Annotated in this window: 22 protein-coding genes; 17 read left to right on the top strand and 5 right to left on the bottom strand. The window is 69.1% G+C overall.

What is annotated here, in order from left to right:
- Positions 1-147: 147 nt before the first annotated feature.
- From peaA to E3D03_RS12905, 6 genes are read left to right on the top strand one after another with little or no spacing between them, the layout of a single operon-like run.
- The gene (gene peaA / locus E3D03_RS12880; protein ID WP_263567272.1) at positions 148-1,686 is read left to right on the top strand and encodes a quinohemoprotein amine dehydrogenase subunit alpha; all 1,539 of its coding nucleotides are present in this window, start codon (positions 148-150) and stop codon (positions 1,684-1,686) included.
- Between the two features lie 4 nt (positions 1,687-1,690).
- Positions 1,691-3,148, top strand: coding sequence for a quinohemoprotein amine dehydrogenase maturation protein (gene peaB, locus E3D03_RS12885; protein WP_263567273.1), 1,458 nt, complete (start codon positions 1,691-1,693; stop codon positions 3,146-3,148).
- Entirely contained in the window at positions 3,145-3,477 is a 333-nt protein-coding gene (qhpC, locus tag E3D03_RS12890) for a quinohemoprotein amine dehydrogenase subunit gamma (RefSeq protein WP_018001313.1), read from the top strand. The genes peaB and qhpC overlap by 4 nt, the downstream gene beginning before the upstream one ends.
- On the top strand, positions 3,477-4,547 hold the full coding sequence (peaD, locus tag E3D03_RS12895; RefSeq protein ID WP_263567274.1) for a quinohemoprotein amine dehydrogenase subunit beta: 1,071 nt from the start codon (positions 3,477-3,479) through the stop codon (positions 4,545-4,547). Before qhpC ends, peaD begins: the two co-directional genes overlap by 1 nt.
- A gap of 1 nt (position 4,548) precedes the next feature.
- Positions 4,549-5,217 (top strand): S8/S53 family peptidase, encoded by a 669-nt coding sequence (locus tag E3D03_RS12900; protein ID WP_263567275.1) that lies wholly within the window; start codon positions 4,549-4,551, stop codon positions 5,215-5,217.
- Positions 5,210-6,949, top strand: a complete 1,740-nt coding sequence (locus E3D03_RS12905; protein ID WP_263567276.1) for an ABC transporter ATP-binding protein — start codon at positions 5,210-5,212, stop codon at positions 6,947-6,949. Before E3D03_RS12900 ends, E3D03_RS12905 begins: the two co-directional genes overlap by 8 nt.
- Here the strand turns inward: E3D03_RS12905 and E3D03_RS12910 are convergent.
- Complete coding sequence (locus E3D03_RS12910; protein ID WP_263567277.1) at positions 6,853-7,797, bottom strand: helix-turn-helix transcriptional regulator; 945 nt, start codon at positions 7,795-7,797, stop codon at positions 6,853-6,855. The genes E3D03_RS12905 and E3D03_RS12910 overlap by 97 nt on opposite strands.
- 353 nt (positions 7,798-8,150) lie before the next feature.
- Here E3D03_RS12910 and E3D03_RS12915 point away from each other — a divergent pair, with 353 nt between their 5' ends.
- Positions 8,151-8,582, top strand: coding sequence for a MerR family transcriptional regulator (locus tag E3D03_RS12915; protein ID WP_263567278.1), 432 nt, complete (start codon positions 8,151-8,153; stop codon positions 8,580-8,582).
- Here the strand turns inward: E3D03_RS12915 and E3D03_RS12920 are convergent.
- The 4 genes from E3D03_RS12920 to E3D03_RS12935 are packed head-to-tail and all read right to left on the bottom strand — an operon-like array spanning position 8,579 to position 13,762.
- Positions 8,579-9,820 carry an ATP-binding protein gene (locus E3D03_RS12920; protein ID WP_263567279.1) on the bottom strand — a complete coding sequence of 414 codons (1,242 nt, stop codon included), beginning with the start codon at positions 9,818-9,820 and terminating at the stop codon, positions 8,579-8,581. The two genes, E3D03_RS12915 and E3D03_RS12920, sit on opposite strands and share 4 nt — an antisense overlap.
- Entirely contained in the window at positions 9,817-10,545 is a 729-nt protein-coding gene (locus E3D03_RS12925) for a response regulator (protein ID WP_062563159.1), read from the bottom strand. The genes E3D03_RS12920 and E3D03_RS12925 overlap by 4 nt, the downstream gene beginning before the upstream one ends.
- A 58-nt stretch (positions 10,546-10,603) precedes the next feature.
- On the bottom strand, positions 10,604-12,541 hold the full coding sequence (locus E3D03_RS12930) for a MacB family efflux pump subunit (protein ID WP_263567280.1): 1,938 nt from the start codon (positions 12,539-12,541) through the stop codon (positions 10,604-10,606).
- A gap of 3 nt (positions 12,542-12,544) precedes the next feature.
- Positions 12,545-13,762 (bottom strand): efflux RND transporter periplasmic adaptor subunit, encoded by a 1,218-nt coding sequence (locus E3D03_RS12935; RefSeq protein ID WP_263567281.1) that lies wholly within the window; start codon positions 13,760-13,762, stop codon positions 12,545-12,547.
- Between the two features lie 288 nt (positions 13,763-14,050).
- Between E3D03_RS12935 and E3D03_RS12940 the strand changes: the two genes are divergently transcribed.
- The 10 genes from E3D03_RS12940 to E3D03_RS12985 all read left to right on the top strand — a co-directional run bounded on the left by E3D03_RS12940 (position 14,051) and on the right by E3D03_RS12985 (position 26,179).
- Positions 14,051-14,257: a hypothetical protein gene (locus E3D03_RS12940; protein ID WP_263567282.1), complete on the top strand. Its 207-nt coding sequence runs from the start codon at positions 14,051-14,053 to the stop codon at positions 14,255-14,257.
- Between the two features lie 56 nt (positions 14,258-14,313).
- On the top strand, positions 14,314-14,889 hold the full coding sequence (locus E3D03_RS12945) for a TetR/AcrR family transcriptional regulator (RefSeq protein ID WP_263567283.1): 576 nt from the start codon (positions 14,314-14,316) through the stop codon (positions 14,887-14,889).
- Positions 14,890-14,916: 27 nt separating this feature from the next.
- Positions 14,917-16,122: an efflux RND transporter periplasmic adaptor subunit gene (locus E3D03_RS12950; protein ID WP_263567284.1), complete on the top strand. Its 1,206-nt coding sequence runs from the start codon at positions 14,917-14,919 to the stop codon at positions 16,120-16,122.
- A gap of 4 nt (positions 16,123-16,126) precedes the next feature.
- Positions 16,127-19,261: an efflux RND transporter permease subunit gene (locus E3D03_RS12955; protein ID WP_263567285.1), complete on the top strand. Its 3,135-nt coding sequence runs from the start codon at positions 16,127-16,129 to the stop codon at positions 19,259-19,261.
- Positions 19,262-19,356: 95 nt separating this feature from the next.
- Complete coding sequence (locus tag E3D03_RS12960; protein ID WP_263567286.1) at positions 19,357-20,736, top strand: efflux transporter outer membrane subunit; 1,380 nt, start codon at positions 19,357-19,359, stop codon at positions 20,734-20,736.
- A 241-nt stretch (positions 20,737-20,977) separates the two neighbouring features.
- The gene (locus E3D03_RS12965; RefSeq protein WP_062563369.1) at positions 20,978-22,015 is read left to right on the top strand and encodes a GlxA family transcriptional regulator; all 1,038 of its coding nucleotides are present in this window, start codon (positions 20,978-20,980) and stop codon (positions 22,013-22,015) included.
- Positions 22,016-22,067: 52 nt separating this feature from the next.
- Positions 22,068-22,856 carry a DUF72 domain-containing protein gene (locus E3D03_RS12970; RefSeq protein ID WP_263567287.1) on the top strand — a complete coding sequence of 263 codons (789 nt, stop codon included), beginning with the start codon at positions 22,068-22,070 and terminating at the stop codon, positions 22,854-22,856.
- Between the two features lie 206 nt (positions 22,857-23,062).
- Positions 23,063-24,370 (top strand): ABC transporter substrate-binding protein, encoded by a 1,308-nt coding sequence (locus tag E3D03_RS12975; protein WP_062563167.1) that lies wholly within the window; start codon positions 23,063-23,065, stop codon positions 24,368-24,370.
- A gap of 104 nt (positions 24,371-24,474) precedes the next feature.
- Positions 24,475-25,344 (top strand): carbohydrate ABC transporter permease, encoded by an 870-nt coding sequence (locus tag E3D03_RS12980; protein ID WP_263567288.1) that lies wholly within the window; start codon positions 24,475-24,477, stop codon positions 25,342-25,344.
- Positions 25,345-25,348: 4 nt separating this feature from the next.
- Positions 25,349-26,179 carry a carbohydrate ABC transporter permease gene (locus E3D03_RS12985; RefSeq protein WP_062563169.1) on the top strand — a complete coding sequence of 277 codons (831 nt, stop codon included), beginning with the start codon at positions 25,349-25,351 and terminating at the stop codon, positions 26,177-26,179.
- The last annotated feature ends 5 nt before the right edge of the window (positions 26,180-26,184 follow it).

A 26,184-nucleotide genomic window follows, 5' to 3' on the forward strand; every position in this document is an offset into this window, starting at 1 on the left:
GGACCTGACATTTCCGGCCAAAGCCGGCCGGCGCGACGATCTGTCGCGATTCTGGCCGGGAATGACAAGAATCCAATCCGCCCCGGCGCTTTTCTGGACCCTATCGCAATCGGGGCCCGCGCGCCCTGACGAGCCAGAGGAGCCGACATGAAGCCACTCACCCGAATCGCGCTGGTCTCGGCCACAGCCCTTGCCGCCGCCGTGCCGGCGCTGGCGGTGACCGGCGAGGAGGTGTTGCAGAACGCCTGCGCCGCCTGCCACGTCAAGCACGAGGACGGAAGCTGGGAACGCATCGACGCCGCGCGCAAGACGCCCGAGGGCTGGGACATGACCGTGACCCGGATGATGCGCAACCACGGCGTCGCGCTGGAGCCCGAGGAACGCAGCGCCATCGTGCGCTACCTCTCGGACACCCGCGGCCTGTCGCTGGCCGAGACCGAGGGCCGCCGCTATATCCTGGAACGCGAGCCGGTGGCCTTCGACGAGGGCCCGGACGTGCAGATGACCCAGACCTGCGGTCGCTGCCATTCCTATGCCCGCGTGGCGCTGCAACGCCGCACGGCCGAGGACTGGACGCATCTGGTGAACTTCCACCTGGGCCAGTTCCCGACCCTGGAATACCAGGCGCTGGCGCGGGACCGCGACTGGTGGGGCATCGCCCAGGCCGAGATCATGCCCTTCCTGGCCAAGACCTATCCCTTGGGCGAGCCGGTCGGGCCCTTCGCGGGCGATGCCTCGGGCCGCTATGTGCTGGCCGGGCGCCAGCCGGGGCGCGGCGACTATACCGGCGCGCTGGTCGTGACCAGGGCCGGCGAGGATTACCAGGTGACCATGCAGCTGGACTTCGCCGACGGCAGCGAAAGCTACAGCGGCAGCGGCCGGATCCTGGGCGAGGGCGAATGGCGCGCGACGCTGAGCGACGGCAAGACCCAGATCCGCCAGGTCTTTGCCTTCCGTGACGGCCGCTTCGACGGGCGCTGGTATCACGCCGACAGCGACGTGATCGGCGGCAGGCTGGCGGCGGTTCGTCCGGATTCCGCGCCGCAGGTGCTGGCCGCCCAGCCCGCCCGGCTGAAGATCGGCGCCCCGACCGAGATCCGGGTTGCGGGCGCGGGCCTGTCCGATGCGCTGACCCTGCCCGAAGGCGTGACCGGCCGGGTGCAATCGGTCAAGGACGGCGTCGCGGTGCTGGAGCTGACGGCGGCGGGCGCGGCCGGGCCGGTCTCGGTCCAGCTGGGCGGGCAGGCGGTGGAACTGGTCGCCTATGACCGCCCCGACCGCATCAGCATCTCGCCCGAGATGGCGATGGCGCGCATCGGCGGCAATGGCGGGCCGATCCCCAAGGCGCCGGCGCAGTTCGAGGCCCTGGGCTGGCTTGACGGCGCCGACGGCAAGCCGGCGACCGAGGACGACATTCCTCTGGGCGCCTTCCCGGCCGCCTGGGCGGTGGACAATTTCGACGAGGAGGCCATTGCGATGCAGGACGCGAAATATTCGGGCTCGATCGACGACACCGGGCTTTTCGTGCCGGCCGACGCCGGGCCGAACCCCGAGCGCCCGCGCCAGACCAACAACGCGGGCAATCTCAAGGTGATCGCCACCGTCACCGAGGGCGACCAGCCGCTGAGTGCCGAGGCGCATCTCTACGCCACGGTCCAGCGCTTTGTCGACGCGCCTATCCGGTGACGCCATGGGAGCCCTGACCCTGATCCGCCACAATGCCCACCGCGTCGATGTCGACGGCCATGCCATGCTGATGCATGTGCCGACGACCAGCCTGTTCGAGCTCGACGGCGTGGCGCGCGACGTCTATGACCTGTTCCGCCGCTCGCCCGCCGTCGATCCCGATGTGATGCGCGCCGAACTGGGCGCGCGTCACGCCCCCGACACCCTGGCCGACTGCCTGCACAGCTTCCTGGCGCTCGATATCCTGCGCGATGCCGATGCGGCGGACACCCCGCGCCCCATCGCGAAGGTCGAGGAGATCCCGCTGTCCACGATCATCCTGAACGTGAACACCGGCTGCAACCTGGCCTGCACCTATTGCTACAAGGAAGACCTGACCACCCCCGCCAAGGGCCAGAAGATGGGCTTTCAGACGGCTAAGGCCAGTTTCGAGCTGCTGCTGAAGCAGGCCCATGCCCGTGACCGGGTGAACGTGGTGTTCTTCGGCGGCGAGCCGCTGTCGAACATGGCCCTGATCCGCGAGGTGGTGGCCTATGCCCTGCCGCGCGCGGCGGAACTCGGCAAGACGGTCGATTTCTCGCTGACCACCAATGCCACGCTGCTAACGCCGGAACTGGTCGACTGGTTCGACGCGCATCGCTTTGCGCTGACGGTCAGCATGGACGGCCCCAAGGCGCTGCATGACGCGAACCGCAAGACCGTGGGCGGCAAGGGCACCTATGACCTGGTGGCGCGCAATGTGCGGATGCTGCTTGCGCGCTATCGCTCGCGCCCGGTCGGCGTGCGGGTGACGCTGACGCGCGGCGTGACCGACGTCATCGGCATCCACGACCACCTGAAGAACGAACTGGGCTTTCACGAGGTCGGCTTCGGCCCGGCGACCTCGGGGCCGATCGCGGTCTTCAACCTGGACCAGGAGGCGCTGAAGGGCGCCTTCGAGGACATGAAGACCCTGGGCCGGCGCTATGTCGAGGCCGCCTGCCGGGGCGAGAACATCGGCTTTTCCAACATGCACCAACTGCTGACCGACATCGCCCAGGGCACCAAGAAGGCGGTGCCCTGCGGCGCGGGCCTGGGGATGCTCGCCGTGGACAAGGAGGGCGAGCTGCACCTCTGCCACCGCTTCGTCGGCTCGAACCAGCCGACCTATGGCAATGTCGAAACCGGCATCGACATCCCCAAGCTCGCCGGCTTCATCGAGACCGCGCAGGACCGCAGCGCCTTCGGCTGCAAGACCTGCCGCATCCGCAGCATCTGCGCCGGCGGCTGCTATCACGAAAGCTATGCCCGGCAAGGCGACCCCTTCGCGCCGGTCTGGCATTACTGCGACCTGATGCGGGACTGGGTCGATTTCGGCATCGAATCCTATGTCCGCATCATGCAGGCCAACCCGTCCTTCTTCCGCAGCCAATTGGAACCCCGGATCACCCGGTCCGGCCCAGCAAGGGAGCATCTCCAATGAAACATCTGATCCCCGCCAACGCCAAGGCGAAGGCCTTCGTCGAAGCCGAGGCCCTGGGCCGCGAGGAGGAGGTCGTGGCGATGAATTCGCTGGTCGGCTGCACCACCTCCTTCGACCCGGGCTGGGAGGTGGACGCCTTCGGCGCCGTCTCGAACCTGTGCCAGCCGATGGAGGCCGACCTGTATGGCTGCGCCGATCCCTGCTGGTGGCCGGCGCAGGTGGCCGACACGCTGAACACCTATCCGAACTGGAGCGCCGGCGCCGACGACGTCATGCAGGACTGGCGCAAGCTGCAATCGGTGTTCCCGGAAACGAAAGGCTCGTCCTGATGCGCAAATCCCTGATGCTTGCGGCCGCGCTGGCGCTGGCCGGCCCGGCTGCCGCGCATGACTATATCCTGGCCCCGGCACGGCCCAACAAGCTGGTCGTGGTCGATACCCAGAAGATGGCGGTCGAGAAGGTGATCGAGATCGACGATGCCGGCCCCACGCCCATGGTGCCGATGGTCGCGCCGGGCGGCAGGATCGCCTATGCCACGGTCAACAAGTCCGAAAGCCTGGTCAAGGTCGATCTCGTGACCGGCGAGACGCTGGGCCGCATCGACCTGTCCACCCCCGAGGAGCGGGTGAAAAGCCTGTTCGGCGCGACGCTTTCCCCCGACGGCAAGACGCTGGCGATCTATGAAAGCCCGGTGAAACTGGCGCCGACGCATTTCGAGGTCCAGCCCACCCGCATCGCGCTTTACGACGCCGAGACGCTGGCGCTGAAGACCCGCTTCGAGGCGCCGCGCCAGATCACGCTCCTGGCCTATTCGCTGGACGGGACCAGGCTTTACGGTCTGGGCCGCGCCATGCATGTGCTGGACGCCGCCACCGGCAAGCCGATCGAGGACAAGCCGATCCAGAGCTGGCAGCCCGAGACCTATGCCCAGCCCGACGTGCTGGCGGTCTGGAGCCAGCATGAAAGCTCGGGCGTGATGGCGGTGCCGTTCTACACCTCGCGCAAGGACATGGATGCGGCCGATCCGCAGGCCTATCGCACCGGCATGCTGACCATGGACCTGGGCAGCGGCGACATGGCCATGCGCGAGGTCCGGGTGATGGACGTGTTCTATTTCTCGACCGCGGTGAACCCGGCCAAGGACCGCGCCTTCGGCGCCTATAACGTGCTCGAAAGTTTCGACCTGGTGAACGACACGTCGCTCAAGCGCGTAGACCTGCCGCACAGCTATTACTCGGTCAATGTCAGCTCTGACGGCAAGACGGTCTGGCTGGGCGGCGCGCTGGGGGATCTGGCGGCCTATGACGCCGAGACGCTGGAAAAGAAGGGCCAGGTCGACCTGCCGGCGAATGCCTCGATGTCGCTCGCCTCGGTGCGGCTGTTCCAGCGGGACGAATGACATGCTGCGGGTCGGGGTGATCGACAGCGGCCCCGGCCCCGACGATCCGCTGGACCCGGCCCGCGCCTTCCTGGCCGACGGCTCGGTCGCGCCGGCGCGGCCCGACGGGCTGGGCCATGGCACCGCCGTCGCCGCGATCATCCGCCGCGCCTGCCCAGGCGCGGCGATCCTGCATGCGCAGGTCTTCGACGACCGCCCGGTGACCAGCGCGCTGCGCATCGCCGCCGCGCTGCGCTGGTTTCACGCCATGGGCGCCGAACGGCCCCAGGTGATCTGCATGAGCCTGGGCCTGGCCGCCGACCGCGCGCCGCTGCGTGCGGCCTGCGCGGCGCTGCTGGGGCAGGGCGCCGTGCTGGTCTCGGCCCATCCGGCGCGCGGCGCGCCCTGTTTCCCCGCCGCCTATCCCGGCGTGATCGGCGCCACCGGCGACGCGCGCTGCGGCTGGGACGAACTCTCGCAACTCGGCCCGGCGCTGTTCGGTGCCTGGTGCAATTCGCCCGAGCATGGCGCCATCGGCATGGGTGGCGCCAGCATCGGCGCGGCCCGCATCGCCGGGCACCTGGCGGCGATCATGGCCGCGACCGGGTCCCTGGACGGGCCTGGCGCGGTGGCGGCGCTTGCGGCCCGTGCCTGCCATCACGGTGCGGAAAGGAAGCGCGCCGATGGCTAGGCTTGCCGCCAAGGCCGCGCTGCGGCTGGCTCCGAAACTGGCGCGTCTGATCCTTGGCCCCGAGGCCGCGGCCTGGATCACGCCGGTCATGGCGCGGGCGCTGCCCTCGGCGGCCCTGGTGCTGGCGGCCTCGCTGGCGGCGGCGGCGCTGGGGCTGGCGATGCCGATGCTGACCCGGCAGGTGATCGACGCCGGCATCATGGCGCGCGACATGGGCGCGCTGATGTTCTGGGCCGGGCTGTCCTTTGCGCTGGGGCTGGGGGCGGTGGGTTTCGGCATGGCGAATGCCATGCTGCACCTGCGCGCCTCGGCGCGGATGCTGGCCGATCTGCGCGGGCGGCTGTTCGGTGCCGCGCTGGCGCGCGACCCCGAGCGTCCCGACCTGCCGCTGGGCGAGGCGATGGCGCGGCTCGACGGCGATTGCGCCGAGATCCAGAGCTTTGCCTTCGACACGGTGCTGGTCGCGGTCGGCGCGGTGTTCCGGCTGGCCGGCGGCTTTGCGCTGATGCTGGCGCTCGACTGGCGCATGGCGGCGCTGCCGCTGATCGCCGCGCCCTTCGAGCTGTGGTTCCTGTCCCGCGCCCGGCCCAGGACGCGCGCCTTGGCCGAGACGGTGCGCGGCCAGCGCGGCGCTCTGTCCTCGCAGATGGCCGAGACGCTGGCGGCGCGGGCGACGCTGCGCGGGCTCGGCGCGCTCGACCAGCGCGAGGCCGGTTTCCGCACCGCCCAGGGGCAGCAGATCGGCGGGCTGATGCGGCAGCGGCTGTGGTCCGAGACGGTGGGCGCGGTCAGCCAGACCATCACCGCCCTGATGCGCGGCACCATCCTGCTGGTCGGCGGCTGGCAGGTGGTGCGCGGCGAATGGCAGATCGGCACGCTGGTCGCCTTCCTGGCCTATGCCGGGATGATGTCGGGGCCGCTGCGGAACCTTCTGGGCCTCTATCACGCCCAGGCCCGCGCGCGCGTGGCGGCCGACCGGCTGGGCGCGGTCATCGCCAGCGCCCGCCCGGACGAGGGCGCCGCGCCACCCGACGGGCCGCTGGTCCTGGCCTTCGCCCAGGCCCGCGCCGCCCATGCCGACCACCATCCAGTCAGTGCCACCATCCTGCCCGGAGAGCGGGTGCTGATCGACGGCCCCTCGGGCATCGGCAAGTCGCGGCTGGTCGCCACCCTGACCCGCGACGCGGCGCTGGCCGAGGGCCGGGCGCTGGTCGGCGGCCAGGACGCGGCGGACCTGCGCCCGCTGGCGCTGGCCGGGCGCATCCTGCATCTGGCGCAGCGCCCGGCGATCCTGCGCGGCACGCTGGCGCAGAATCTGCGGCTGGCCGCGCCCGAGGCTTCGGATGCGGCGCTGTGGCAGGCGCTGGCCGATGCCGACCTGGCGCCCTGGGCGCGGGCCGAGGCCGGGCTCGACACGCCGGTCAGCGAAACCGGCGCCAACCTGTCGGGCGGGCTGCGCCAGCGCATCGCCATCGCCCGCGCGCTGCTGCGCCCGGCCGATGTGCTGGTCTTCGACGAGGCCTTCTCGGAAATCGACGATGCCGCCTGCCGGCGCATCCTGGCCGCCATCGACCGCCGGCCGGTCACGCGCATCTTCATCGCCCATAGCGGCCCGGCGCGCGAGGGCTGCTTCGATCAGCGGATCACGCTGACCTCCTCGGCGCCCATCTTCCTGATCTCGCGCGGCGAAACCCCATACCAGCGCGAGAACGCCCGCGAGAACGCGGTCTGATCGGAATAGCCCAGCAGCAGCGCGATCTCGCCGAACAGCCGGTCGCCCCTCACCAGCAGCGCGAAGCCATGCGCGCGCCGGCATTCCTCGAGGATGGCATGGAAGGGCTGGCCTTCGGCGGCAAGTGCCCGGCGCAAGCCGCGTTCCGACATGCCGAGCAGGGCGGCCACATCGGCCTGGTTCACCAGCCCGTGCTGCATCTGCGACAGGATCAGCGCGTGGACGCGCTGCGACACCGGGGTCTGGCGGCGCAATTCGACCAGCGCCTCGTCCAGGCGTTTCGCGGGCTCCATCGCATCCCCCGGCGGTTCGGCGCGCAGCCGATGCGACAGCGCGCTGGCGGAAAAGGTGATCCGGTTCTCGTCCTGGCCGAAACGCGGCATCCGGCCCAGGTGCCGGGCCAGCGCGCGCAGGTCGCGGTCGGGCTGGTGTTCGAAGCACAGGTCCTGGATCGCCTCGCGCGGGACGGCATAGCGGTCGCAGATGCCGCGGATCAGGCCCAGCGTCAGCTCGGCATCGGCGCGGCGTGGCCAGATGCGCGGGTCGAGCACGCGATAGGAGACATGCGCCTCGTCCCCGGTGACCTCCAGCGTGACCGAGCTGTTCGATTGCAGCACCGGAAAGCCGCGCGCGAAAAGCCGCAGCGCCTCGCCCAGGGTGCGGCGGGGGGCGATGGCCTCGCCCAGCACCCCGATGCTGGGCAGGCTGATCTGCTGGCCCGAGCGCCAGCAATGCGTCCCGTCGGTGCTGCCGGCGCGTTCCTGTTCCAGGCGGCTGACGAAGGTTTCCAGCGGCATGGGCCTTTCGACCGCCGCTTGGGCGGGGTCGGCCTCGGGCCCCAGAAGCATCGATGCGACGGCTCCGCGAATCCATGACGCTTGCATGGCGTTTCCCGTGGCTGCGCCGGCTGGCCGCTGTTTCGCGCCTTGGCCCGGCTATCCCTGTTGGTGGGGCGAGCTTATCACAAAGCCGTCCCGATCCACAGAAAAGCCTTGCCGCGCCGGACGAGGGCGGATCGTCACGAAAACGCCGCAATTCCCACGGTTTGCCGGAAACGCGCGACTCGCGCGGCAAGCGGCGAATTTGACATTTCCGGCCAGATTTTCCGGGCAGGCCCGGCGCCGCCACCGGGAATCGCCGCTTGCCGCCCGGGCCGGGCGCCCCATATCTATAGTCGATACAGGTTTAGACGGGGCATTCCATGCTGAGCATCGGCAAGCTGAGCAGCGCGACCGGGGTCAAGGTGCCCACGATCCGCTATTACGAACAGATCGGGCTGCTGCCCCGGGCCGGGCGCAGCACCGGCAACCAGCGGCTCTATGACCGGCCGGCGGTCGAGCGGCTGGCCTTCATCCGCCACGCGCGCGAGCTGGGCTTCTCGCTCGAGGATATCCGCGAATTGCTGGCGCTGGCCGACGATCCCGAAAAGCCCTGCGCCGCCGCCGACCTGATCGCCGGGCGCCAGCTGGCCGCGGTCAATGCCCGGCTGCGCCGGCTCGAGGCGCTGCGCGACGAATTGCAGCGCATGCTGGCGCAATGCACCAGCGGGCGCATCGCCGATTGCCGGGTGATCGAGGTGCTGGGCAATCATGCGCTCTGCGCCCACGACCATGCCGAGGCGGCCGAGGCCTAGGCGCAGGGCAGGGTGCAGACCTGCTCCAGCCCGTGCGGCTGGCGGTTGCGGACGGCGATGCTGCCCTGGTGGCGCTCGATGATCTCGCGCGAGATCGCCATGCCCAGGCCCGCGCCGGGGAAGGATTTGCGCCGGGCCTGGTCGACGCGGAAGAAGGGCTCGAAGATCTGTTCGATCAGGTCTGGCGGCACGCCGGGGCCGTCGTCCTCGATGCGGATCACCGCGTTGCGGCCGTCGCGGACCAGCGCCACGCGGGCGCCGCCGCCATGGGTCGCGGCATTGACGATCAGGTTGCGCAGCGCCCGCTTCAGCGCGATCGGGCCGGCGCTGACCTGAAGCGGCGGCAGGGCGGCAGTCTCGACCGCGTGGCCCTGGGCGCGCAGCTCGGCGGCGGTGTCCAGAAGCAGCCGGTCCAGCCGCAGGACCTGCACGCCATCCACGCCGACCTCCTCCCGCACCAGGCGGATGGCGCTGTCGGCGATCATGTCCAGCTCCTCGAGATCCGAGAGCCATTTCGCCCGCTCGGCCTCGTCCTCGATGAACTCGGCGCGCAGCCGCATGCGGGTCATCGGCGTGCGCAGGTCGTGGCCCGCCGCCGCGACCAGGCGCATGCGGCTTTCCATGGCGCCGCGCAGCTGGCGCGACAGCCGGTTCAGCGCTTTGGCGGCGGCCTGCACCTCGCCCGAGCCGGTCTCGGGGATGGTTTCCAGCGTGCCGTCCGGGCCGACGCGGTCGACGGCATCCTCGATCAGCTGCAAGGGCCGGGTCAGGCGCCGCGCGGCATGGATCGAGATCGCGGCGCTGCCGAGCACGATCAGGCTCAGCCACAGCGCCAGCACCTTCCAGCGCCCGGGCGGCGGCGACAGGTCGGGGATCTGCAGGATCAGCCATTGCGCGCCGACCCGGACCGAGGCGGTCAGCGGCTGGCGCGGCCCCTCGCGCGTCACCAGCGCCTGCAGCGGCGCGCCGGTGCGCCGCAGCGCGCCTTGCAGGAAGCGGGTCATGTGCGGATCGGCCGTGCCGCCGGCCGGCGCCACCTGCAGCCGGCCGGGCCGGTCCTGCGCCGGGCCGTGGCCCATCAGCGCGATGGTCATGTGGATCTGGCGCGCCACCGGCTCCATCGTCGCCTGCGGCGCCGGCGGCTGCATGACCCAGGTGGCGGCAAAGCTCGCCAGCAGCACCACCGAGACGATGGCCGCGATCAAGAGCGCCGCGATGCGGGTCTGGAGCGAGTTCACGGCGCAGCCACCCCCTGGCTGGTGACCGGCACCGCCATCTGGTAGCCGCCGTTCCGGACGGTGCGAAAGATCGGCGCGTCGTGGCGCTCGGCCAGCTTGCGGCGCAGCCGGCTCATCAGCACGTCGATGGAACGGTCCAGCGGGTCGCGGTCGCGGCCCTGGGTCAAATCCAGCAGCTGGTCGCGCGACAGCAGCCGCCCGGGCCGTTCCAGGAACACCCGCAGCAGGTCGAATTCGGCGCCGGTCAGCTCGATCTCGCTGCCGTCCGCGGCCAGGACGCGGCGCTGGCCGGGATCGACCTCGAAGCCGGCGAAGCCGTAGATGCGGGGCTCGGGCGCGGGCGCCTCGTCGCCGCCGCTGCGGCGCAGGACCGCCTTGATGCGGGCGACCAGCTCGCGCGGGTTGAAGGGCTTGCCCAGGTAGTCGTCGGCGCCAAGCTCCAGCCCGATGATGCGGTCCACATCCTCTTTCAGCGCGGTCAGCAGGATGACGCGCAGCTCGGGTCGGCGCTCGTGCAGGCTGCGGCAGATGTCGAGGCCCGAGCCGTCGGGCAGCATCACGTCCAGCACGATCAGGTCGGGATTGCCGTCCGCCACCCGCGCCTCGCATTCGCGGCGGTCTGCGGCGGTCGAGACGCGGAAGCCCTGGCCCTCGAGATAGCGGCGCAGCAGGGTGCGGATCTCGGGGTCGTCGTCGACGATCAGGATGTGCCGGGACGCGGACATGCGGCTGTCTCCTTCGGGCTGGCGGGTTGCGCGGTGGTTGCCATGGCCTGTCCCCCTGCTAGTCGCGCGACAGGGCCGCGACCGGATCGAGGCGCGAGGCGCTGACCGCGGGCAGATAGCCGAAGACCAGGCCGATGCCGCAGGAGCTGGCCAGCGCCAGGACCATGGACATGGCCGAATAGACCAGGCTGAAGTCGCTGCTGAGCCGGTCGAAGACCAGGCCGAACCCCAGTGCCGCCAGGATCCCGGCCACGCCGCCGATGATGCAGACCAGCACCGCCTCGATCAGGAATTGCGAGCGGATGTCGGCGCGCCGCGCCCCCACCGCCATGCGCAGCCCGATCTCGCCGATGCGCTCGGTGACCGAGACCAGCATGATGTTCATCACCCCGATGCCCCCCACCAGAAGCGAGATCACCGCGATGGCCGAGATCAGCAGCGTCAGCGTCTGCGTCGTCGCGGTGATGGTCTGGCGGATCTCGTCGTTGTTGATGGTGAAGAAATCCTTGGTGCCGTGGCGGCGGGTCAGCAGCTCGGTCACGGATTGCTCGGCCAAGGCCATATCGACCGCGTCATGCACGCGCAGGGTCAGGCCGCTGACGCTGGTCGTGCCCAGATAGCGCGCCTGCACCGTGGTATAGGGGGCATAGACGGTCAGGTTGCGGCTGCCGCCCGGCCCCTGCTGGCGCACGCTGGCGACGCCGATCACCCGCAGCGGCACCTTGCCGGCCATGAAGACCTGGCCGAGCGCATCGCCACCCTCGCCGAACAGGCTGTTGCGGGTGTTCTCGTCGATGACGACATTCTGGCTCATCGCCGCCACGTCGCCGGCGTCGAAGGCGCGGCCCTGGGTCAGGGTGATGCCGGCCACGTCGAAATATTGCTCGCCGACGCCGCTGATCTGGGCGGAAAGCTCGGTCGCGCCGTGGCGCAGGGTCTGGCTGGAGCTGACCGTCGGGCTGACCGAGGCCGCCCAGGCCTGCCGGGCCAGCGCCTCGGCATCGGCCATGACCAGCGTCGTCACCCGCCCCGAGCGCATGTCGCCGAAGTCGCGGCCGGGATAGATCTGCAAGGTGTTGGTCCCGAGCCCCGAGATGTTCGACAGCACCCGCTGGCGCGAGCCCTCGCCCAGGGCCACGACCGAGACCACCGAGGCGATGCCGATGATGATGCCCAGCATGGTCAGAAAGCTGCGCAGCTTGTGGGCGCGCATCGCCAAAAGCGCCATGCGCAGCGCCTCGGCCAGCCGGCCCAGGATCGGCGCCGCCGCCCGGGCGGGGGCGGGCGCGGCCAGCGCGGCGGCGGCGGGGCGATTGCCGCGATCGGCCACGATGCGGCCGTCGGCGATCTCGATCACGCGATGGGCGCGGGCGGCGACCTTGGGGTCGTGGGTGACGATGATGACGGTGCGGCCCTCGGCATTGAGCTCGTCGAGGATCGCCAGCACCTCCTCGCCGCTGCGGCTGTCCAAGGCACCGGTCGGCTCGTCGGCCAGGATGACGCGGGCGTCGTTGACCAGGGCCCGGGCGATCGACACCCGCTGCTGCTGGCCGCCCGAGAGCTGGCCCGGCCGGTGGTCCAGCCGCTGGCCCATGCCGAGCCGGTCCAGGAGCCCGCGCGCCTTGCTGCGCCGCGCCTCGGAGGACAGGCCGCGATAGATCGCCGGCACCTCGACATTGCCGAGCGCGGTCATTTCCGAGAGCAGGTGATAGCGCTGGAAGATGAAGCCGAAGAACTCGCGCCTGAGCGAGGCGAGCGCGTTCGGGTCGAGCTGCGCCACCTCGCGCCCGTCCAGCCGATAGCTGCCCGCGGTGGGCCGGTCGAGGCAGCCCAGGATGTTCATCAGCGTCGACTTGCCCGAGCCCGAGGCGCCGGTGATGGCGACGAACTCGCCCTGCGCGATGGTCAGGTCGATGTCGCGCAGCACAGATAGCACGCCCTCGCCCGAGGGATAGTCGCGGCAGATGTCCGTAAGTTGGATCAGCGGCGTGGCCATGACTCAGCCTCCCAGCGGCGGGCCCATCATGCGGCCGCCGCGCGTCGAACCACCGCTTGATCCCGCGCCCGAAGCCGCGCCGGCGGCCTGCTCGCCCAGGATGACCTGCTCGCCCTCGGCAAGGCCCGAGACGACCTCGGCCACGACCTTGTCGTTCAGCCCGATGCGGACCTCGCGCGTCTCGGGCACGCCGCCGGCCAGCACGCGCACGCTATGGCTGCCGTCGCCGATCTGCGGCCCCAGCGCCGTGGCCGGCACGGTCAGCACGTCGCGCGCCTCGCCCAGCAGGATGCTGACCTGCGCGGTCATATAGGTGCGCAGCGCGCCGTCCGGGTTCTCGACCGGGATGATGCCGATGTAATAGACCGCGCTGCTGTCGCTGTCGGTGGTGCTGTCGGGATTGACCGCGCTGTCATTGACGATGCTCTGCGGCGCCGGCGCGATGGATTCCAGCCGGCCCTCGTAGCGGCGGCCGCTGTCGTCGAGCAGGGTGAAGCGCACGCGCTGGCCCGGCTGGACCTTGCCGATGTCGGCCTCGGAGATCTCGGCATGGACGTTCATGCGGTCGAGCCCGCCCAGGACCGCGATGGTGGGCGAGGATTGCACCGCGTTCACCGTCTGCCCGGCCTGGTTCACGATGGCCAGGACCGTGCCGGCGCTGGGGGCGGTGATGCGGGTATAGCCGAGGTTCGCCTCGGCGGTCTCGATGGCGACCTCGGCCTCGGCGATCTGGGCCTCGAGCGCGGCAAGCTGGGCGCGGGCTGCCGCGACCGCCTGCTCGGCGCTGTCGAAATCGCTGCGCGACGCGGCGGCTGTGCGCACAAGGTTCTGCTGCCGCTCCAGCGTCTTTTCGGCCAGGGCCAGCACGGATTGCTTCTCGGTGTGCTGCGCCCGCAGGTTCGCCAGCGCGGCCTGGGCGGTGCGCAGCTGGTTCTGCTGCGTGACCGAGTCGATCTCGGCGATCAGGTCGCCCTTTTCCACGCGGTCGCCCAGCTTCACCGCCAGCCGGGTGATCCGCCCCGAGGCCTGCGCCCCGACCGCGACCAGGTTCGAGGGCTTCAGCTTGCCCTCGGCCAGCACCGTGACCTCGACATCGCCGCGCGCGACGGTCGCGGTCAGGTAGCTCTGGCCCTGCGCCTGACCCTCGCCCCGCCAAACCGCCGCAGCCAGCCCCGCCACAACGGCGACAAGGATCAGAACGGTCAGGACAGCCTTGCGCATTGCTTCTCCTTGGCGGCGGTCAAGCGGCCGAATCGGCGCGGGGGACGGGCGCCGTCGCAACCCGATCTAGGAAGGGCTTGTATCGCAGCGTTGTCTTGCCGGTGAACCGGCGTTTCTCCAAGGGCCGAATTTGTAACCGAATGTTGCGATCCGGAACAGGGAAACAATTCGTTACAAAACTTTCCGCACGATGCCGCGCGATCCGACCATCATCGGGCAAGGCGGCCGTCGCGGCTGCCGTGCTTTGCCAGTGGAAGGTGCGATGAATGCAACCCCGGCGGTGGCGCCGTGACGCTGCTGCGACCCAGCGAATGGCTGCTGCGCCTTGCCTGCGGGGCGATCTGGTATGCGCTGTCGCTGGCGCTTTGCGTCGAGATCGGTGCGCTGGCCGGCTGGATGTTCGGCGCGGCGACCCTTGGCGCCAAGCTGGCGGTGCTGCCGCATGGGCTGTTCTGGCTGTGGCTTCTGGCCGGCGACGGGCGGCGCGGCGGTTGACAAGCGGTTGGGCGAATTATATTCGAACGGTCGTATTGAAATTATGGGTGCCGCCCGTGGGACGCAAACGCTCGATCGACCGCGACGAACTGATGCTGGCCATCGAAAGGGTGGCGCGGCGTTCGGGCATCGCCGGGCTCAGCATCGACGCCGTGGCGCGCGAGGCCGGCATCAGCAAGTCGAGCGTGGTCTATGACTTCGACAGCAAGGCCGGGCTGCTTGCCGCCTTCACCCGCCACCGCATGTCCCAGCACCGCGCCGATTTCCAGGAGCTGCTGGCCCGCCACCAGGGCCAGCCCAACGCCCGGCTGCGCGCGGTGATCGAAAAGTTCCGCACCGCGCCGACCGAGGAAGAGACCGCCATGGCCTTGCTGGTTTCCGCCAGCATGGGCGAGAATGCCGAATGCCGCGAGATCATGCGCGGCTGCCTGGCCGAGGACGCCGACCAGATCGCGCTCGAGGCCGGCAACAAGGCCAAGATGCTGCGCGCCCTGCTGACGCTGCACGGCATGGCCTTCCTGGAATTCTTCGGCTTCTACCGCTTCGATGACAAGACCCGCAACGAGATCCTCGATGAACTGATGGCGGTCGCGGAAAGCGACCCCGGCGCCGACGGAGACCCGGACCCCTAAGACCTCCCCCCAGGAAAGACCCCTCTCATGACGAACAGATCTTTTCCCGGCCTCGGCGCCGGGCTGGTGCTTTTTTGCCTGACGACCGTGCCCGCGCTGGCGCAGCAATTGCCGCCGCCGCAGGTCAGCGTGCAGGTGATGACGCCCGAGGCGCTGCCGGTGGTGAACGAACTGCCCGGCCGCGTCGCCGCCACCCGCACCGCCGAGGTGCGCCCCCGCGTCGGCGGCATCGTGCTGGAGCGGGTGTTTGAACAGGGCGGCAAGGTCGCGGCGGGCGACGTGCTCTATCGCATCGACCCGGCGCCCTTCGACGTGCGCGTCGCCAGCGCCAAGGGCACGCTGGCCCGCGCCGAGGCGACCGAGCTGAACGCCGCCGACCAGGAAAAGCGCGCCCGCGCGCTGCGCGAGCGCAAGGTGACGGCCGGGGTGGACCTGGACAATGCCGCGACCGCGCTGGCCCAGGCCCGGGCCGACGTGACCATCGCCCGCGCCGCGCTGCAAGAGGCCGAACTGAACCGCAGCTATACCGAGGTCACGGCGCCGATCTCGGGCGTGGTCGGCCGCGCGCTGGTGACCGAGGGCGCGCTGGTCAACGCCCAGACCGACATCATGGCGACGATCCAGCAGCTGGACCCGGTCTATGTCGACTTCACCCAGTCCTCATCGGAGCTCTTCGCGCTGCGCCGTGCGCTGGCTGCTGGCCAGCTGGCGATGATGTCTGCGGGCGAGGCCCGCGTGCAGCTGATCTTCGACGACGGCAGCGAATACGAACACCCCGGCAAGCTGCTGTTTTCCGAGGCGAGCGTGGACAGCACCACCGGCCAGATCACCCTGCGGGCGGAATTCCCGAACCCGGACGGCAACCTGCTGCCCGGCCTCTATGTCCGCGTCCGCATCGAACAGGCGGTGCGCGACAACGCCCTGACCGTGCCGCAGATGGCGGTGCAGCGCGACCAGTCCGGCCAGGCCTATGTCTATGCGCTGAAGGGCGACGACATGGTCGAGCGCCGCGACGTGACCCTGGGCCAGACCAGCGACAACCGCTGGCTGGTCGAGGAGGGGTTGGCGCCGGGCGACCGCGTGGTCGTGGCGGGCGCGCAGAAGCTCTATCCCGACGCCAAGGTGGTGGCGCAGCCGGTCGCGGCCAAGCCCGTGCCCGCCGGTGCCGCCGCCGCGGCCGAGGCGCCCGTCGAAGCCTCCGCCGAAACGCCTGTCGCGCCGGCCAAGGAATAACCGCATGGCACAGTTCTTCATCCGCAGGCCGGTGCTGGCCTGGGTGCTGTCGATCTTCATCGTCATCGCCGGCCTTCTGGCGCTGCCGCAGATCCCGGTCGCGCAATATCCGCAGGTGGCCTGGCCGCAGATCACCGTCTCGACCAGCTACACCGGCTCGTCCCCGGCCGAGATCAACCAGGCCGTGGCCCAGCCCATCGAGGATGAGCTGAACGGCGTCGAGGGCCTGGCCTATTACGAATCCGTCTCGGACAGTTCCGGCTCGATGCAGATCACCGCGACCTTCGAGCCCGGGACCGACGTCGCCCGCGCCCAGGTGGACGTGCAGAACGCCGTCTCGCGCGTCGAGCCGCTGTTGCCGCAAAGCGTGGTCGACCAGGGCGTGCTGATCGAAGAGGCCGGCTCGGGCTTCCTGATGATGGTGGCGCTGACCTCGGACGACGGCTCGATGGACGACATCGCGCTTGGCGACTACATCAACCGCAACGTGGTGGGCGAGCTGCGCCGGATCGAGGGCGTCGGCAGCGCCACGGTCTTCGCCCCGGAACGCGCGCTGCGCATCTGGGTCGATCCCGCCAAGATGACAGGCTTGAACCTCAGCTCGGCCGAGATCGTCGCGGCGGTCCGCGCCCAGAACGCCCAGGTCGCGGCCGGCAAGGTCGGCGCCGATCCGAACCCCATCGGCCAGCAGCTGACCGCGACCGTGCTGATCAAGGGCCAGCTCGACAGCGTCGAGGAATTCGGCAAGATCGTGCTGCGCGCCAATCCCGACGGCTCGACCGTGCTTTTGCGCGACGTGGCCCGGCTCGAGGTCGGGGCGGAAAACTACAGCTTCGCCTCCAAGCTGAACGGCAAGCCGGCGGCGGCGCTGGGGATCCAGCTTTCGACCACCGGCAACGCCATGAACACCTCGGAAGCGGTGCATGAGAAGATGCAGGAACTGGCGCGCTTCTTCCCGCAGGGCGTCAGCTACCAGATCCCCTATGACACCACCCCCTTCGTCGAGGCCTCGATCGAAAAGGTGCTGCACACGCTGGTCGAGGCGATGGTGCTGGTCTTCGTGGTGATGTTCCTGTTCCTGCAGAACTTCCGCTACACGATCATCCCGACCATCGTCGTGCCCATCGCGCTGGCGGGCACGGTGGCGGTGATGCTGGTCGCGGGATTTTCCATCAACGTGCTGACCATGTTCGCCATGGTGCTGGCCATCGGAATCCTGGTCGACGACGCCATCGTGGTGATCGAGAACGTCGAGCGTATCATGGCGACCGAGGGTCTGCCCCCGCGCGAGGCGACGCAGAAGGCCATGGGCCAGATCTCGGGCGCCATCGTCGGCATCACGCTGGTGCTGGCGGCGGTCTTCGTGCCGATGGCCTTCTTCCCCGGCTCGTCGGGCATCATCTACCGGCAATTCGCGCTGACCATGGTGGTGTCGATCCTGTTCTCGGCCTTCCTGGCGCTGACGCTGACCCCGGCGCTTTGCGCGACCTTCCTGAAGCCGATCCACGGCCATCACGAGAAGAAGGGCTTCTTCGGCTGGTTCAACCGCCGCTTCGACGCCCTGACCGAGCGCTATAGCCGCGGCGTCGGGCTGGTCACGCGCCGGCGCGCGGTGATGATGCTGTTCTATGTCGGGCTGGTCGCGGCCACCGCCATGGGCTTCCTGCGCCTGCCCTCCAGCTTCCTGCCGAACGAGGACCAGGGCTTCATCATCACCGACATCCAGACCCCGGCCACCGCCAGCTCGAACCGCACCGACGAGGTGCTGGCCACGGCGACCGGCATCTTCGGCGCCATGGAGCCGGTCGAGAACGTGGTCTCGATCCGCGGCTTCAGCTTCTCGGGACGCGGGCCGAACGCCGGGCTGATGTTCGTCACCTTCAAGGACTGGGCCGAGCGCGACCAGTCGGCGCAGGACATCGCCAATGCCGCGAACATGCAGCTGTTCGGCCAGCAGGACGCGCAGGCCTTTGCGCTGTCGCCGCCGCCGATCCCCGGCTTCGGCACCACCGGCGGCTTCAGCTTCCGGCTGCAGGACCGCGGCGGGCAGGGGCAAGAGGCGCTGCTGGCCGCCGCCCAGCAGATCATGGCCAAGGCGCAGGAGGGCGGCGTCGTCACCGGGCTGCGCATCGAGGGCCTGCCCTCGGCCGCGCAGGTCTTCGTGACCATCGACCGCGAAAAGGCCAATGCCTTCGGCGTGACCTTCGCCGACATCTCGGCCACGATCTCGCAATACCTCGGCTCGGCCTATATCAACGACTTCCCCAATGCCGGGAAGATGCAGCGCGTGGTCATGCAGGCCGAGGACGACAGCCGCATGCAGGCCGAGGACATCCTGGCGCTGACCGTGCGCAATACGAACGGCGGCATGGTGCCGTTCTCGTCCTTCGCCAGTGTCACCTGGGAGCAGGGGCCGTCGCAGGTCGTGGGCTACAACGGCTATCCCTCGATCCGCATCGCCGGATCGGCGGCGCCCGGCTACAGCTCGGGTGCGGCCATGGACGAGATGGCGCGGCTGGCCGGCGAGCTGCCGCAGGGCTTCGGCTATGAATGGACCGGGCAATCGCTCGAGGAAATCCAGGCCGGCAGCCAGGCGACGCTGCTTTACGCGATGAGCATCCTTTTCGTCTTCCTGCTGCTGTCGGGGCTTTACGAAAGCTGGTCGATCCCCTTGTCGGTGATGCTGGTGGTGCCGCTGGGCGTCCTGGGCTGCGTCGCCGCGGTCATGCTGCGCGACATGCCGAACGACATCTATTTCAAGGTCGGCCTCATCGCCATCATCGGGCTGTCGGCCAAGAACGCCATCCTGATCGTCGAATTCGCCAAGGACCTGCGCGAGCAAGGGCAAAGCCTGATCGAAGCGGCGGTGACGGCGGCGAAGTTGCGCTTCCGGCCGATCCTGATGACCTCGCTGGCCTTCACGCTGGGCGTGGTGCCGCTGGCGATTGCCACCGGCCCCTCGGCCGCCAGCCAGAACGCCATCGGCACCGGGGTGATCGGCGGCATGGTCGCGGCGACGGTGCTGGCGATCTTCTTCGTGCCGGTGTTCTTCGTCTTCGTGCTGGGCCTGTTCAGCCGCTTTGCCGGCCGGCGGCCGCAGGACGACGAAACCCAGACGGCAACCCGTAAGGCGGGCTGAGCTCCGGCCCCGCCGCGCTGCGGGCGACCTTCGGGCCGCCCGCAGCCGTTTTCCATAGGCGGCGCCTCTCGGGCCGCGACAGACAGAGAGAACCGATGACCCAGACCCTTTCGCTTTCCCGCCGCGGCATCCTGGCCGGGCTGGCCTCGACCCTGGCGCTGGCCGCCTGCGCCCAGGTCACCTACACCGCGCCCAAGGCCGAGCTCGCCAATGCCTTCGCCGGCAACTCGCCCGCGCGCCGCGCCGGCGCCAACGCCTGGTGGGCGGCCTTCCGCGACAAGCAGCTGGACGCGCTGATCGCGGCCGGGCTGAAGCGCAACCTTGACGTGCTGACCGCCGTTGCCACCATCCGCGAGGCCCAGGCCAATGCCCGGCTGGTCGGCGCGAACGACCTGCCGCAGGTCGATGCCTCGGGCTCGGCCGGGCGCTCGCGCAGCGAGACCACCGGCGTCAGCGAAAGCAGCTCGGCGACGCTGGGCGTGTCCTGGCTGGTCGATCTCTTCGGCCAGAACCGCGCCGCGCGGGCCGGGGCCTCGGCGCAGCTCGACGCCGCCTATCTCTCGGCCGAGGTCTCGCGCCTGACGGTGGCCAGCGCCATTGCCCAGGCCTATGTCGACGCACGCTATTACCAGCAGGCGGCCGCCCTGACCCGGCAGAGCCTCGACAGCCGCAAGCGCTCGCTGTCGATGACCCGCACCCAGGACGAATTCGGCAGCGCCACCCGGCTGGAGGTCCTGCAGGCCGAGCAGCTGGTGACCCAGGCCGAGGCGGCGCTGCCCGGGCTCGAGGTCGGCTTCGACCAGTCGGTCAACCGGCTCGCCACGCTGACCGCCGGGCGCAGCGCCGACATCGCCGCGCAGCTGCGCCGGGGCGGCGGCCAGCCGCGTGCCGCCTACAAGGCCAGCGTCGGCGTGCCGGCCGAGGTGATCCGCGTCCGCCCCGACGTGCGCGTGGCCGAGCGCAACCTGGCCGCCGCCGTCGCCGGCGTGGGCGAGGCGCAGGCGGCCTTCTATCCCAAGCTGACGCTCTCGGGCTCGGTCACGCCGGCGAACATCAGCGGCGGCGGCAGTTCCAAGACCTGGAGCTTCGGCCCGCAGATCACCCTGCCGCTGTTCAACGCCGCGAACCAGGCCAACCTGTCGGCGGCGCAGGCCCGGGCCGAGCAGTCGCGGCTGGCCTGGCAGGCCTCGGTGCTGAACGCGGTCGAGGAGGTCGAGAACGCGCTGGCCGGCTATAACCGCGATGCCCGCGCCGTCGCCGCGCAATCGCGGCTGGTCGAGAATGCGCGCGAGACGGTGAACCTGACCCGCAGCTCCTGGGACCTGGGCGAATCCGACTTCTTCCCGGTGCTCGACGCCGAGCGCAGCCTGCTGTCGGCCCGGCAGGAACTGGCCGCGGCGCTGCGCGACCAGGCGGTGAACTACATCAAGCTGAGCGCCGCCGCGGCCGGCGGCGTCGGCATCCCGGCGGTCTGAGCCTGGAGCGGGCTGGCGGCAAGGGCGGGCATCGGCGCGCCCGCCGCCAGCGCCGCGCGGATGGTCACGTCCATGTCGCCCGGATGCTGCCACCATGCAGGACCTGCTGGCCCGTGCCGATGGCGTGGCGATCCGCTGGAACGGCTGCAAACGCTCGGCCCCCGTTGACGAAACCCGTGGCGGGGCCGCATGGTTTGTGGCAAAGGCCATGGCTCGGGACAGGTATCCGCAGGGGGCGAGGGTGGAGCAATCGGCAGCCGGCGACAGCGAACGCTACATCGCCAAGGGCATCGCGCATCTGAAGCTGGCCGCGCCGGTCGAGGCGCCGGTCAGCGTCGCCTTCGTGCTGATGCCGCGCTTTACCATGCTGGCCTTCACCTCGGCCATCGAGCCCTTGCGGGTCGCGAACCAGCTGACGGAAAAGCTGCTGTTCAAATGGCATGTGCTCAGCGACACCGGCCAGCCCATCGCCTGCTCGAACGGCGTGCCGCTGGTGCCCGATGCCGCCCTGGCCCAGGCGCCGGCCAGCGACTATGTCCTGGTCTGCGGCGGGGTCGAGCCCGATGCCGGCTGCAGCGCGGAACTGACCGACTGGCTGCGCAAGCAATGGCGGCACGGCCGCACCGTCGGCGGGCTTTGCACCGGCGCCTATGCCCTGGCCCGCGCCGGCATCCTGAACGGGCGCCGCTTCACCCTGCATTGGGAAAACATCCCGAACTTCAGCGAAAAGCACCCCGACCTGCTGCCCGAGCGGCGCATCTTCTGCATCGACGAGCGCATCGTGACCAGCGCCGGCGGCGTCGCCTCGACCGAGCTGGCGCTGAAGCTGATCGAGGATTACTACGGCAGCGAGCTGATGCAGGCCGTCATGGACATGTGCCTGCTGGGCCAGATCCGGCGCGGCGAGGAAGAGCAGCTGAGCTCGCTTTCCGTGCGCCTGGGCACCCGCAACGACCACCTGATCCGCGCCGTCGCCTATATCGAGGCCCATGTCGAGGATGAGGTGGACCTGGCCGAATGCGCCGCCTATCTCGGCATCTCGCGCCGGCAGCTCGAGCGGCTGTTTCAGCGCTATCTGGACACGACGCCGCTGCAATATCTCAACAAGGTGCGGCTGCAGCACGCGCGTTCGCTGCTGACGGAAACCAACCTCGGCGTGATGGAGGTGGCGGTGGCCTGCGGCTTCGGCTCGGCCTCGTATTTCTCCAAGGTGTTCCGCGGGCATTACGGCATCTCGCCGCACAAGTTCTCGCTGACGCGCAAGCGGCTGGCGGGCTGAACCGGACCGCGCCTCGCGCGTTGTGCCTGGCCCAAGGCATCAGGAGGCAGGCATGGCGGGACGGATTCGCATCGGCATCGGCGGCTGGACCTATGAGCCCTGGCGCGGCAGCTTCTACCCGGCCGGCCTGGCGCAGCGGCGCGAGCTGGAGCATGCCAGCCGCCATCTGAGCTCGATCGAGGTCAACGGCACCTATTACGGCAGCCAGAAGCCCGACAGCTTTCGCAAGTGGCATGACGAGACGCCGGAGGATTTCGTGTTTTCGCTGAAGGGCCCGCGCTTTGCCACCAACCGCCGGGTGCTGGCCGAGGCGGGCGACAGCGTGGCGCGCTTCATGGACAGCGGCGTCCTGCTGCTGGGCGACAAGCTGGGGCCGATCAACTGGCAGTTCATGCCGACGAAGAAATTCGATCCCGAGGATTTCGCCGCCTTCCTGGACCTGCTGCCGCCCGAGGCCGAGGGCCGGCGCCTGCGCCATGTCGTCGAGCTGCGCCACGCCAGCTTCCGCGACCCCGCGCTGCTGGAACTGGCGCGCAGCCGGGGCATCGGCGTGGTGGTGGCGGCGGACAGCCCGCATCCGCAGATCGCCGACCCGACCGCCGATTTCGTCTATGCCCGGATCATGGGCACGCGCGAGGACGAGCCCATGGGCTATGCCGCGGCCGAACTGGATCTGTGGGCCGAACGGGCGCGGACCTGGGCCGGCGGCGGGCTGCCCAAGGGCCTAGATTATGTCGGCAAGCCGGTCAAGGCCAAGGCGCGCGACGTGTTCCTTTATGTCATCAGCGGTTACAAGGAACGCAATCCACAGGCCGCCATGGCGCTGATCGAGCGTCTTTAGCATCCTTGAAACAACGACAGACATTCATCGCAATACGCTGAAGCAATTGCATTTATTGCCGTGACCTGCCCTGCCAGATGGTGCGGAAAGCGCCTGCGCAAAACGCCGCAGCGGGCTCATAGCTTTTTGCTTGACTCTCGCCACCGTGATGTGTGAGCATTTGCCCATCGTATTAGCAAATGCTGATCCGCAGGGAGGATAGACGAATGAGCATGATGCTGCGCGGCCTGATGGGGGCCTGCGCCATGACGGCGCTGGCCGTCCCGGCCATGGCCGAGACGCTGACCATCGCCACCGTGAACAACGGCGACATGATCCGCATGCAGAAGATGACCAAGCCCTTCACGGATGCGAACCCGGACATCCAGCTGGAATGGGTCACGCTGGAGGAAAACGTGCTGCGCCAGCGCGTCACCACCGACATCGCCACCAAGGGCGGCCAGTATGACATCGTCACGGTCGGCAATTACGAGGTGCCGATCTGGGCCAAGCAGGGCTGGCTGACCCCGCTGGAAGACATGGGCGCCGATTACGACGCCGACGACATCCTGCCGCCGATCCGGGAGGGGCTGTCGCTGGACGGCAAGCTTTACGCCGCGCCCTTCTACGGCGAATCGGCGATGATCATGTATCGCAAGGACCTGATGGAGAAGGCCGGGCTGACCATGCCCGAGCGCCCGACCTGGGACTTCGTCTATGACGCCGCCCGCAAGATGACCGACAAATCGGCCGAGGTCTATGGCATCTGCCTGCGCGGCAAGGCCGGCTGGGGCGAGAACATGGCCTTCCTGACCTCGATGGCGGCAAGCTATGGCGCGCCCTGGTTCGACATGGAATGGAAGCCGCAGTTCTCGGGCGAGGCCTGGAAGAAGGCGCTGACCGATTACGTCGCCATCATGACCGAGGCCGGCCCGCCCGGCGCCTCGTCGAACGGCTTCAACGAGAACCTGGCGCTGTTCCAGACCGGCAAATGCGGCATGTGGATCGACGCCACCGTCGCCGCCAGCTTCGTCTCGAACCCCAAGGAATCGACCGTGGCCGACAAGGTCGGCTATGCGCTGGCGCCCGAGGGCGAGAAGCCGCAGATGTGGCTCTGGGCCTGGACCCTGGCCGTGCCGTCCTCGACCGACGCGCCGGACGCGGCGAAGAAGTTCGTCGCCTGGGCGACCTCGAAAGCCTATACCGAGCAGGTCGCGGCCGCCGAGGGCTGGGCCAACGTCCCACCCGGCACCCGCACCTCGCTTTACGAGAATGCGGAATACCAGAAGGCCGCGCCCTTTGCGAAGCCGACGCTGGACAGCATCATGTCGGCCGACCTGAAGAACCCGACCACGGTCGAGGTGCCCTATATCGGCACGCAATGGGTCGGCATCCCCGAGTTCCAGGCGCTCGGCACCGCCGTGGGCCAGCAGTTCTCGGCCGCGCTGGCCGGCCAGGCGAGCGTCGACCAGGCGCTGCAGATGGCCCAGCAGATCGCCGAACGCGAGATGGCCAAGGCCGGCTATCCGAAGTGAGTAATCGGTAACCTGTTGCCGCAAGGGGCGGTGCGCCGCCCCTTGTCCCCAGCCTTCCCGTTTTCATGCCCCGATTTTCATCGCCCGCGTAGGGAGGCGCGCCGATGGCTACCCAACATCAAAGAACACTTGCGCGCTTCATGGTCGCGCCCTCGGTCCTGCTGCTCTTGGGCTGGATGATCGTGCCCCTGGCGATGACGCTGTGGTTCAGCTTCCAAAGCTACAACCTTCTGTCGCCCGGGATGGAGCAATTCATCGGCTTCACCAACTACAGGTATTTCCTGTCCGACCCGGCCTTCTGGCAGGCGATGGCGAACACGCTGCTGATCGTCGGCGGCGTCCTGGTCATCACCGTCGGCGGCGGCATCCTGCTGGCCTTGCTGCTGGACCAGCCGATCCGCGGCCAGGGCGTGGTGCGCGTCCTGATGATCGCGCCCTTCTTCATCATGCCGACCGTCTCGGCGCTGGTGTGGAAGAACATGTTCATGAACCCGGTCAACGGGCTTTTCGCCTGGCTTGCCAAGGCCGTGGGCGCACAACCCATAGATTTTCTGGCGCAGTATCCGCTGATGTCGATCATCCTGATCGTCGCCTGGCAATGGCTGCCCTTTGCCACGCTGATCCTGCTGACCGCGATGCAGTCGCTGGACAGCGAGCAGATGGAGGCGGCCGAGATGGACGGCGCCGGCGCCTGGGCCAAGTTCACCCATCTGGTGCTGCCGCACCTGTCGCGCGCCATCACCGTGGTGATCCTGATCGAGACCATCTTCCTGCTGTCGGTCTTTGCCGAGATCCTGGTCACCACCAATGGCGGGCCGGGCTATGCCTCGACCAACCTGACCTACCTCGTCTATTCGCAGGCGCTGCTGCAATACGACGTGGGGGGCGCCTCCGCCGGCGGCATCATCGCCGTCATCCTGGCCAATATCGTTGCGATCTTCCTGATGCGGATGATCGGCAAGACGCTGGAGTGATCCCATGGCCCGTCGCGTTTCCGAAACCCGCCGCTGGACCTTCACCATCCTGGCATGGCTTGTCGCGCTGGCGATCTTCTTCCCGATCCTGTGGACGATCCTGACCAGCTTCAAGTCCGAGGCCGATGCCATCGCCAGCCCGCCGAAGTTCCTGTTCTTCGACTGGACGACCGAGAACTATGCCGAGGTGCAGTCCCGCTCGCCCTATTTCCGGCATTTCATGAACTCGGTCATCATCTCGGTCGGCTCGACCCTGCTGGGTCTCCTGATTGCCATTCCGGCCGCCTGGTCGATGGCCTTCCAGCCGGCCAAGCGGACCAAGGACCTGCTGATGTGGATGCTGTCCACCAAGATGATGCCGGCGGCCGGCGTGCTGATCCCGATGTATCTGATGTTCCGGTCCTTCGGGCTTCTCGACACCCGCATCGGCATCACGGTCGTGCTGATGCTGATCAACCTGCCGATCATCACCTGGATGCTCTACACCTATTTCCGCGAGATCCCGGGCGAGATCCTGGAGGCCGCGCGCATGGACGGCGCCAGCCTGTCCAAGGAGATCATCCACGTCCTGACCCCCATGGCCGTGCCCGGCATTGCCTCGACGCTGCTGCTGAACGTCATCCTGGCCTGGAACGAGGCGTTCTGGACGCTGAACCTGACCACCTCCAAGGCGGCGCCGCTGACGACCTTCATTGCCAGCTATTCCAGCCCCGAGGGGCTTTTCTACGCGAAACTCTCGGCGGCGAGCACCATGGCCATCGCCCCGATCCTGATCCTGGGCTGGTTCAGCCAGAAACAACTCGTGCGCGGCCTGACCTTCGGCGCGGTGAAGTGAGGTAA

It is taken from the genome of Paracoccus sp. DMF, assembly GCF_004407025.1.
In the GTDB taxonomy this organism is placed as follows: domain Bacteria; phylum Pseudomonadota; class Alphaproteobacteria; order Rhodobacterales; family Rhodobacteraceae; genus Paracoccus; species Paracoccus aminovorans_B.

What these genes read in the sequence shown, in the direction of transcription:
- peaA (WP_263567272.1), top strand. Translation starts at nt 148, where the DNA reads ATGAAGCCACTCACCCGAATCGCGCTGGTCTCGGCCACAGCCCTTGCC.
- peaB (WP_263567273.1), top strand. Translation starts at nt 1,691, where the DNA reads ATGGGAGCCCTGACCCTGATCCGCCACAATGCCCACCGCGTCGATGTC.
- qhpC (WP_018001313.1), top strand. Translation starts at nt 3,145, where the DNA reads ATGAAACATCTGATCCCCGCCAACGCCAAGGCGAAGGCCTTCGTCGAA.
- peaD (WP_263567274.1), top strand. Translation starts at nt 3,477, where the DNA reads ATGCGCAAATCCCTGATGCTTGCGGCCGCGCTGGCGCTGGCCGGCCCG.
- E3D03_RS12900 (WP_263567275.1), top strand. Translation starts at nt 4,549, where the DNA reads ATGCTGCGGGTCGGGGTGATCGACAGCGGCCCCGGCCCCGACGATCCG.
- E3D03_RS12905 (WP_263567276.1), top strand. Translation starts at nt 5,210, where the DNA reads ATGGCTAGGCTTGCCGCCAAGGCCGCGCTGCGGCTGGCTCCGAAACTG.
- E3D03_RS12910 (WP_263567277.1), bottom strand. Translation starts at nt 7,797, where the DNA reads ATGCTTCTGGGGCCCGAGGCCGACCCCGCCCAAGCGGCGGTCGAAAGG.
- E3D03_RS12915 (WP_263567278.1), top strand. Translation starts at nt 8,151, where the DNA reads ATGCTGAGCATCGGCAAGCTGAGCAGCGCGACCGGGGTCAAGGTGCCC.
- E3D03_RS12925 (WP_062563159.1), bottom strand. Translation starts at nt 10,545, where the DNA reads ATGTCCGCGTCCCGGCACATCCTGATCGTCGACGACGACCCCGAGATC.
- E3D03_RS12930 (WP_263567280.1), bottom strand. Translation starts at nt 12,541, where the DNA reads ATGGCCACGCCGCTGATCCAACTTACGGACATCTGCCGCGACTATCCC.
- E3D03_RS12935 (WP_263567281.1), bottom strand. Translation starts at nt 13,762, where the DNA reads ATGCGCAAGGCTGTCCTGACCGTTCTGATCCTTGTCGCCGTTGTGGCG.
- E3D03_RS12950 (WP_263567284.1), top strand. Translation starts at nt 14,917, where the DNA reads ATGACGAACAGATCTTTTCCCGGCCTCGGCGCCGGGCTGGTGCTTTTT.
- E3D03_RS12955 (WP_263567285.1), top strand. Translation starts at nt 16,127, where the DNA reads ATGGCACAGTTCTTCATCCGCAGGCCGGTGCTGGCCTGGGTGCTGTCG.
- E3D03_RS12960 (WP_263567286.1), top strand. Translation starts at nt 19,357, where the DNA reads ATGACCCAGACCCTTTCGCTTTCCCGCCGCGGCATCCTGGCCGGGCTG.
- E3D03_RS12970 (WP_263567287.1), top strand. Translation starts at nt 22,068, where the DNA reads ATGGCGGGACGGATTCGCATCGGCATCGGCGGCTGGACCTATGAGCCC.
- E3D03_RS12975 (WP_062563167.1), top strand. Translation starts at nt 23,063, where the DNA reads ATGAGCATGATGCTGCGCGGCCTGATGGGGGCCTGCGCCATGACGGCG.
- E3D03_RS12980 (WP_263567288.1), top strand. Translation starts at nt 24,475, where the DNA reads ATGGCTACCCAACATCAAAGAACACTTGCGCGCTTCATGGTCGCGCCC.
- E3D03_RS12985 (WP_062563169.1), top strand. Translation starts at nt 25,349, where the DNA reads ATGGCCCGTCGCGTTTCCGAAACCCGCCGCTGGACCTTCACCATCCTG.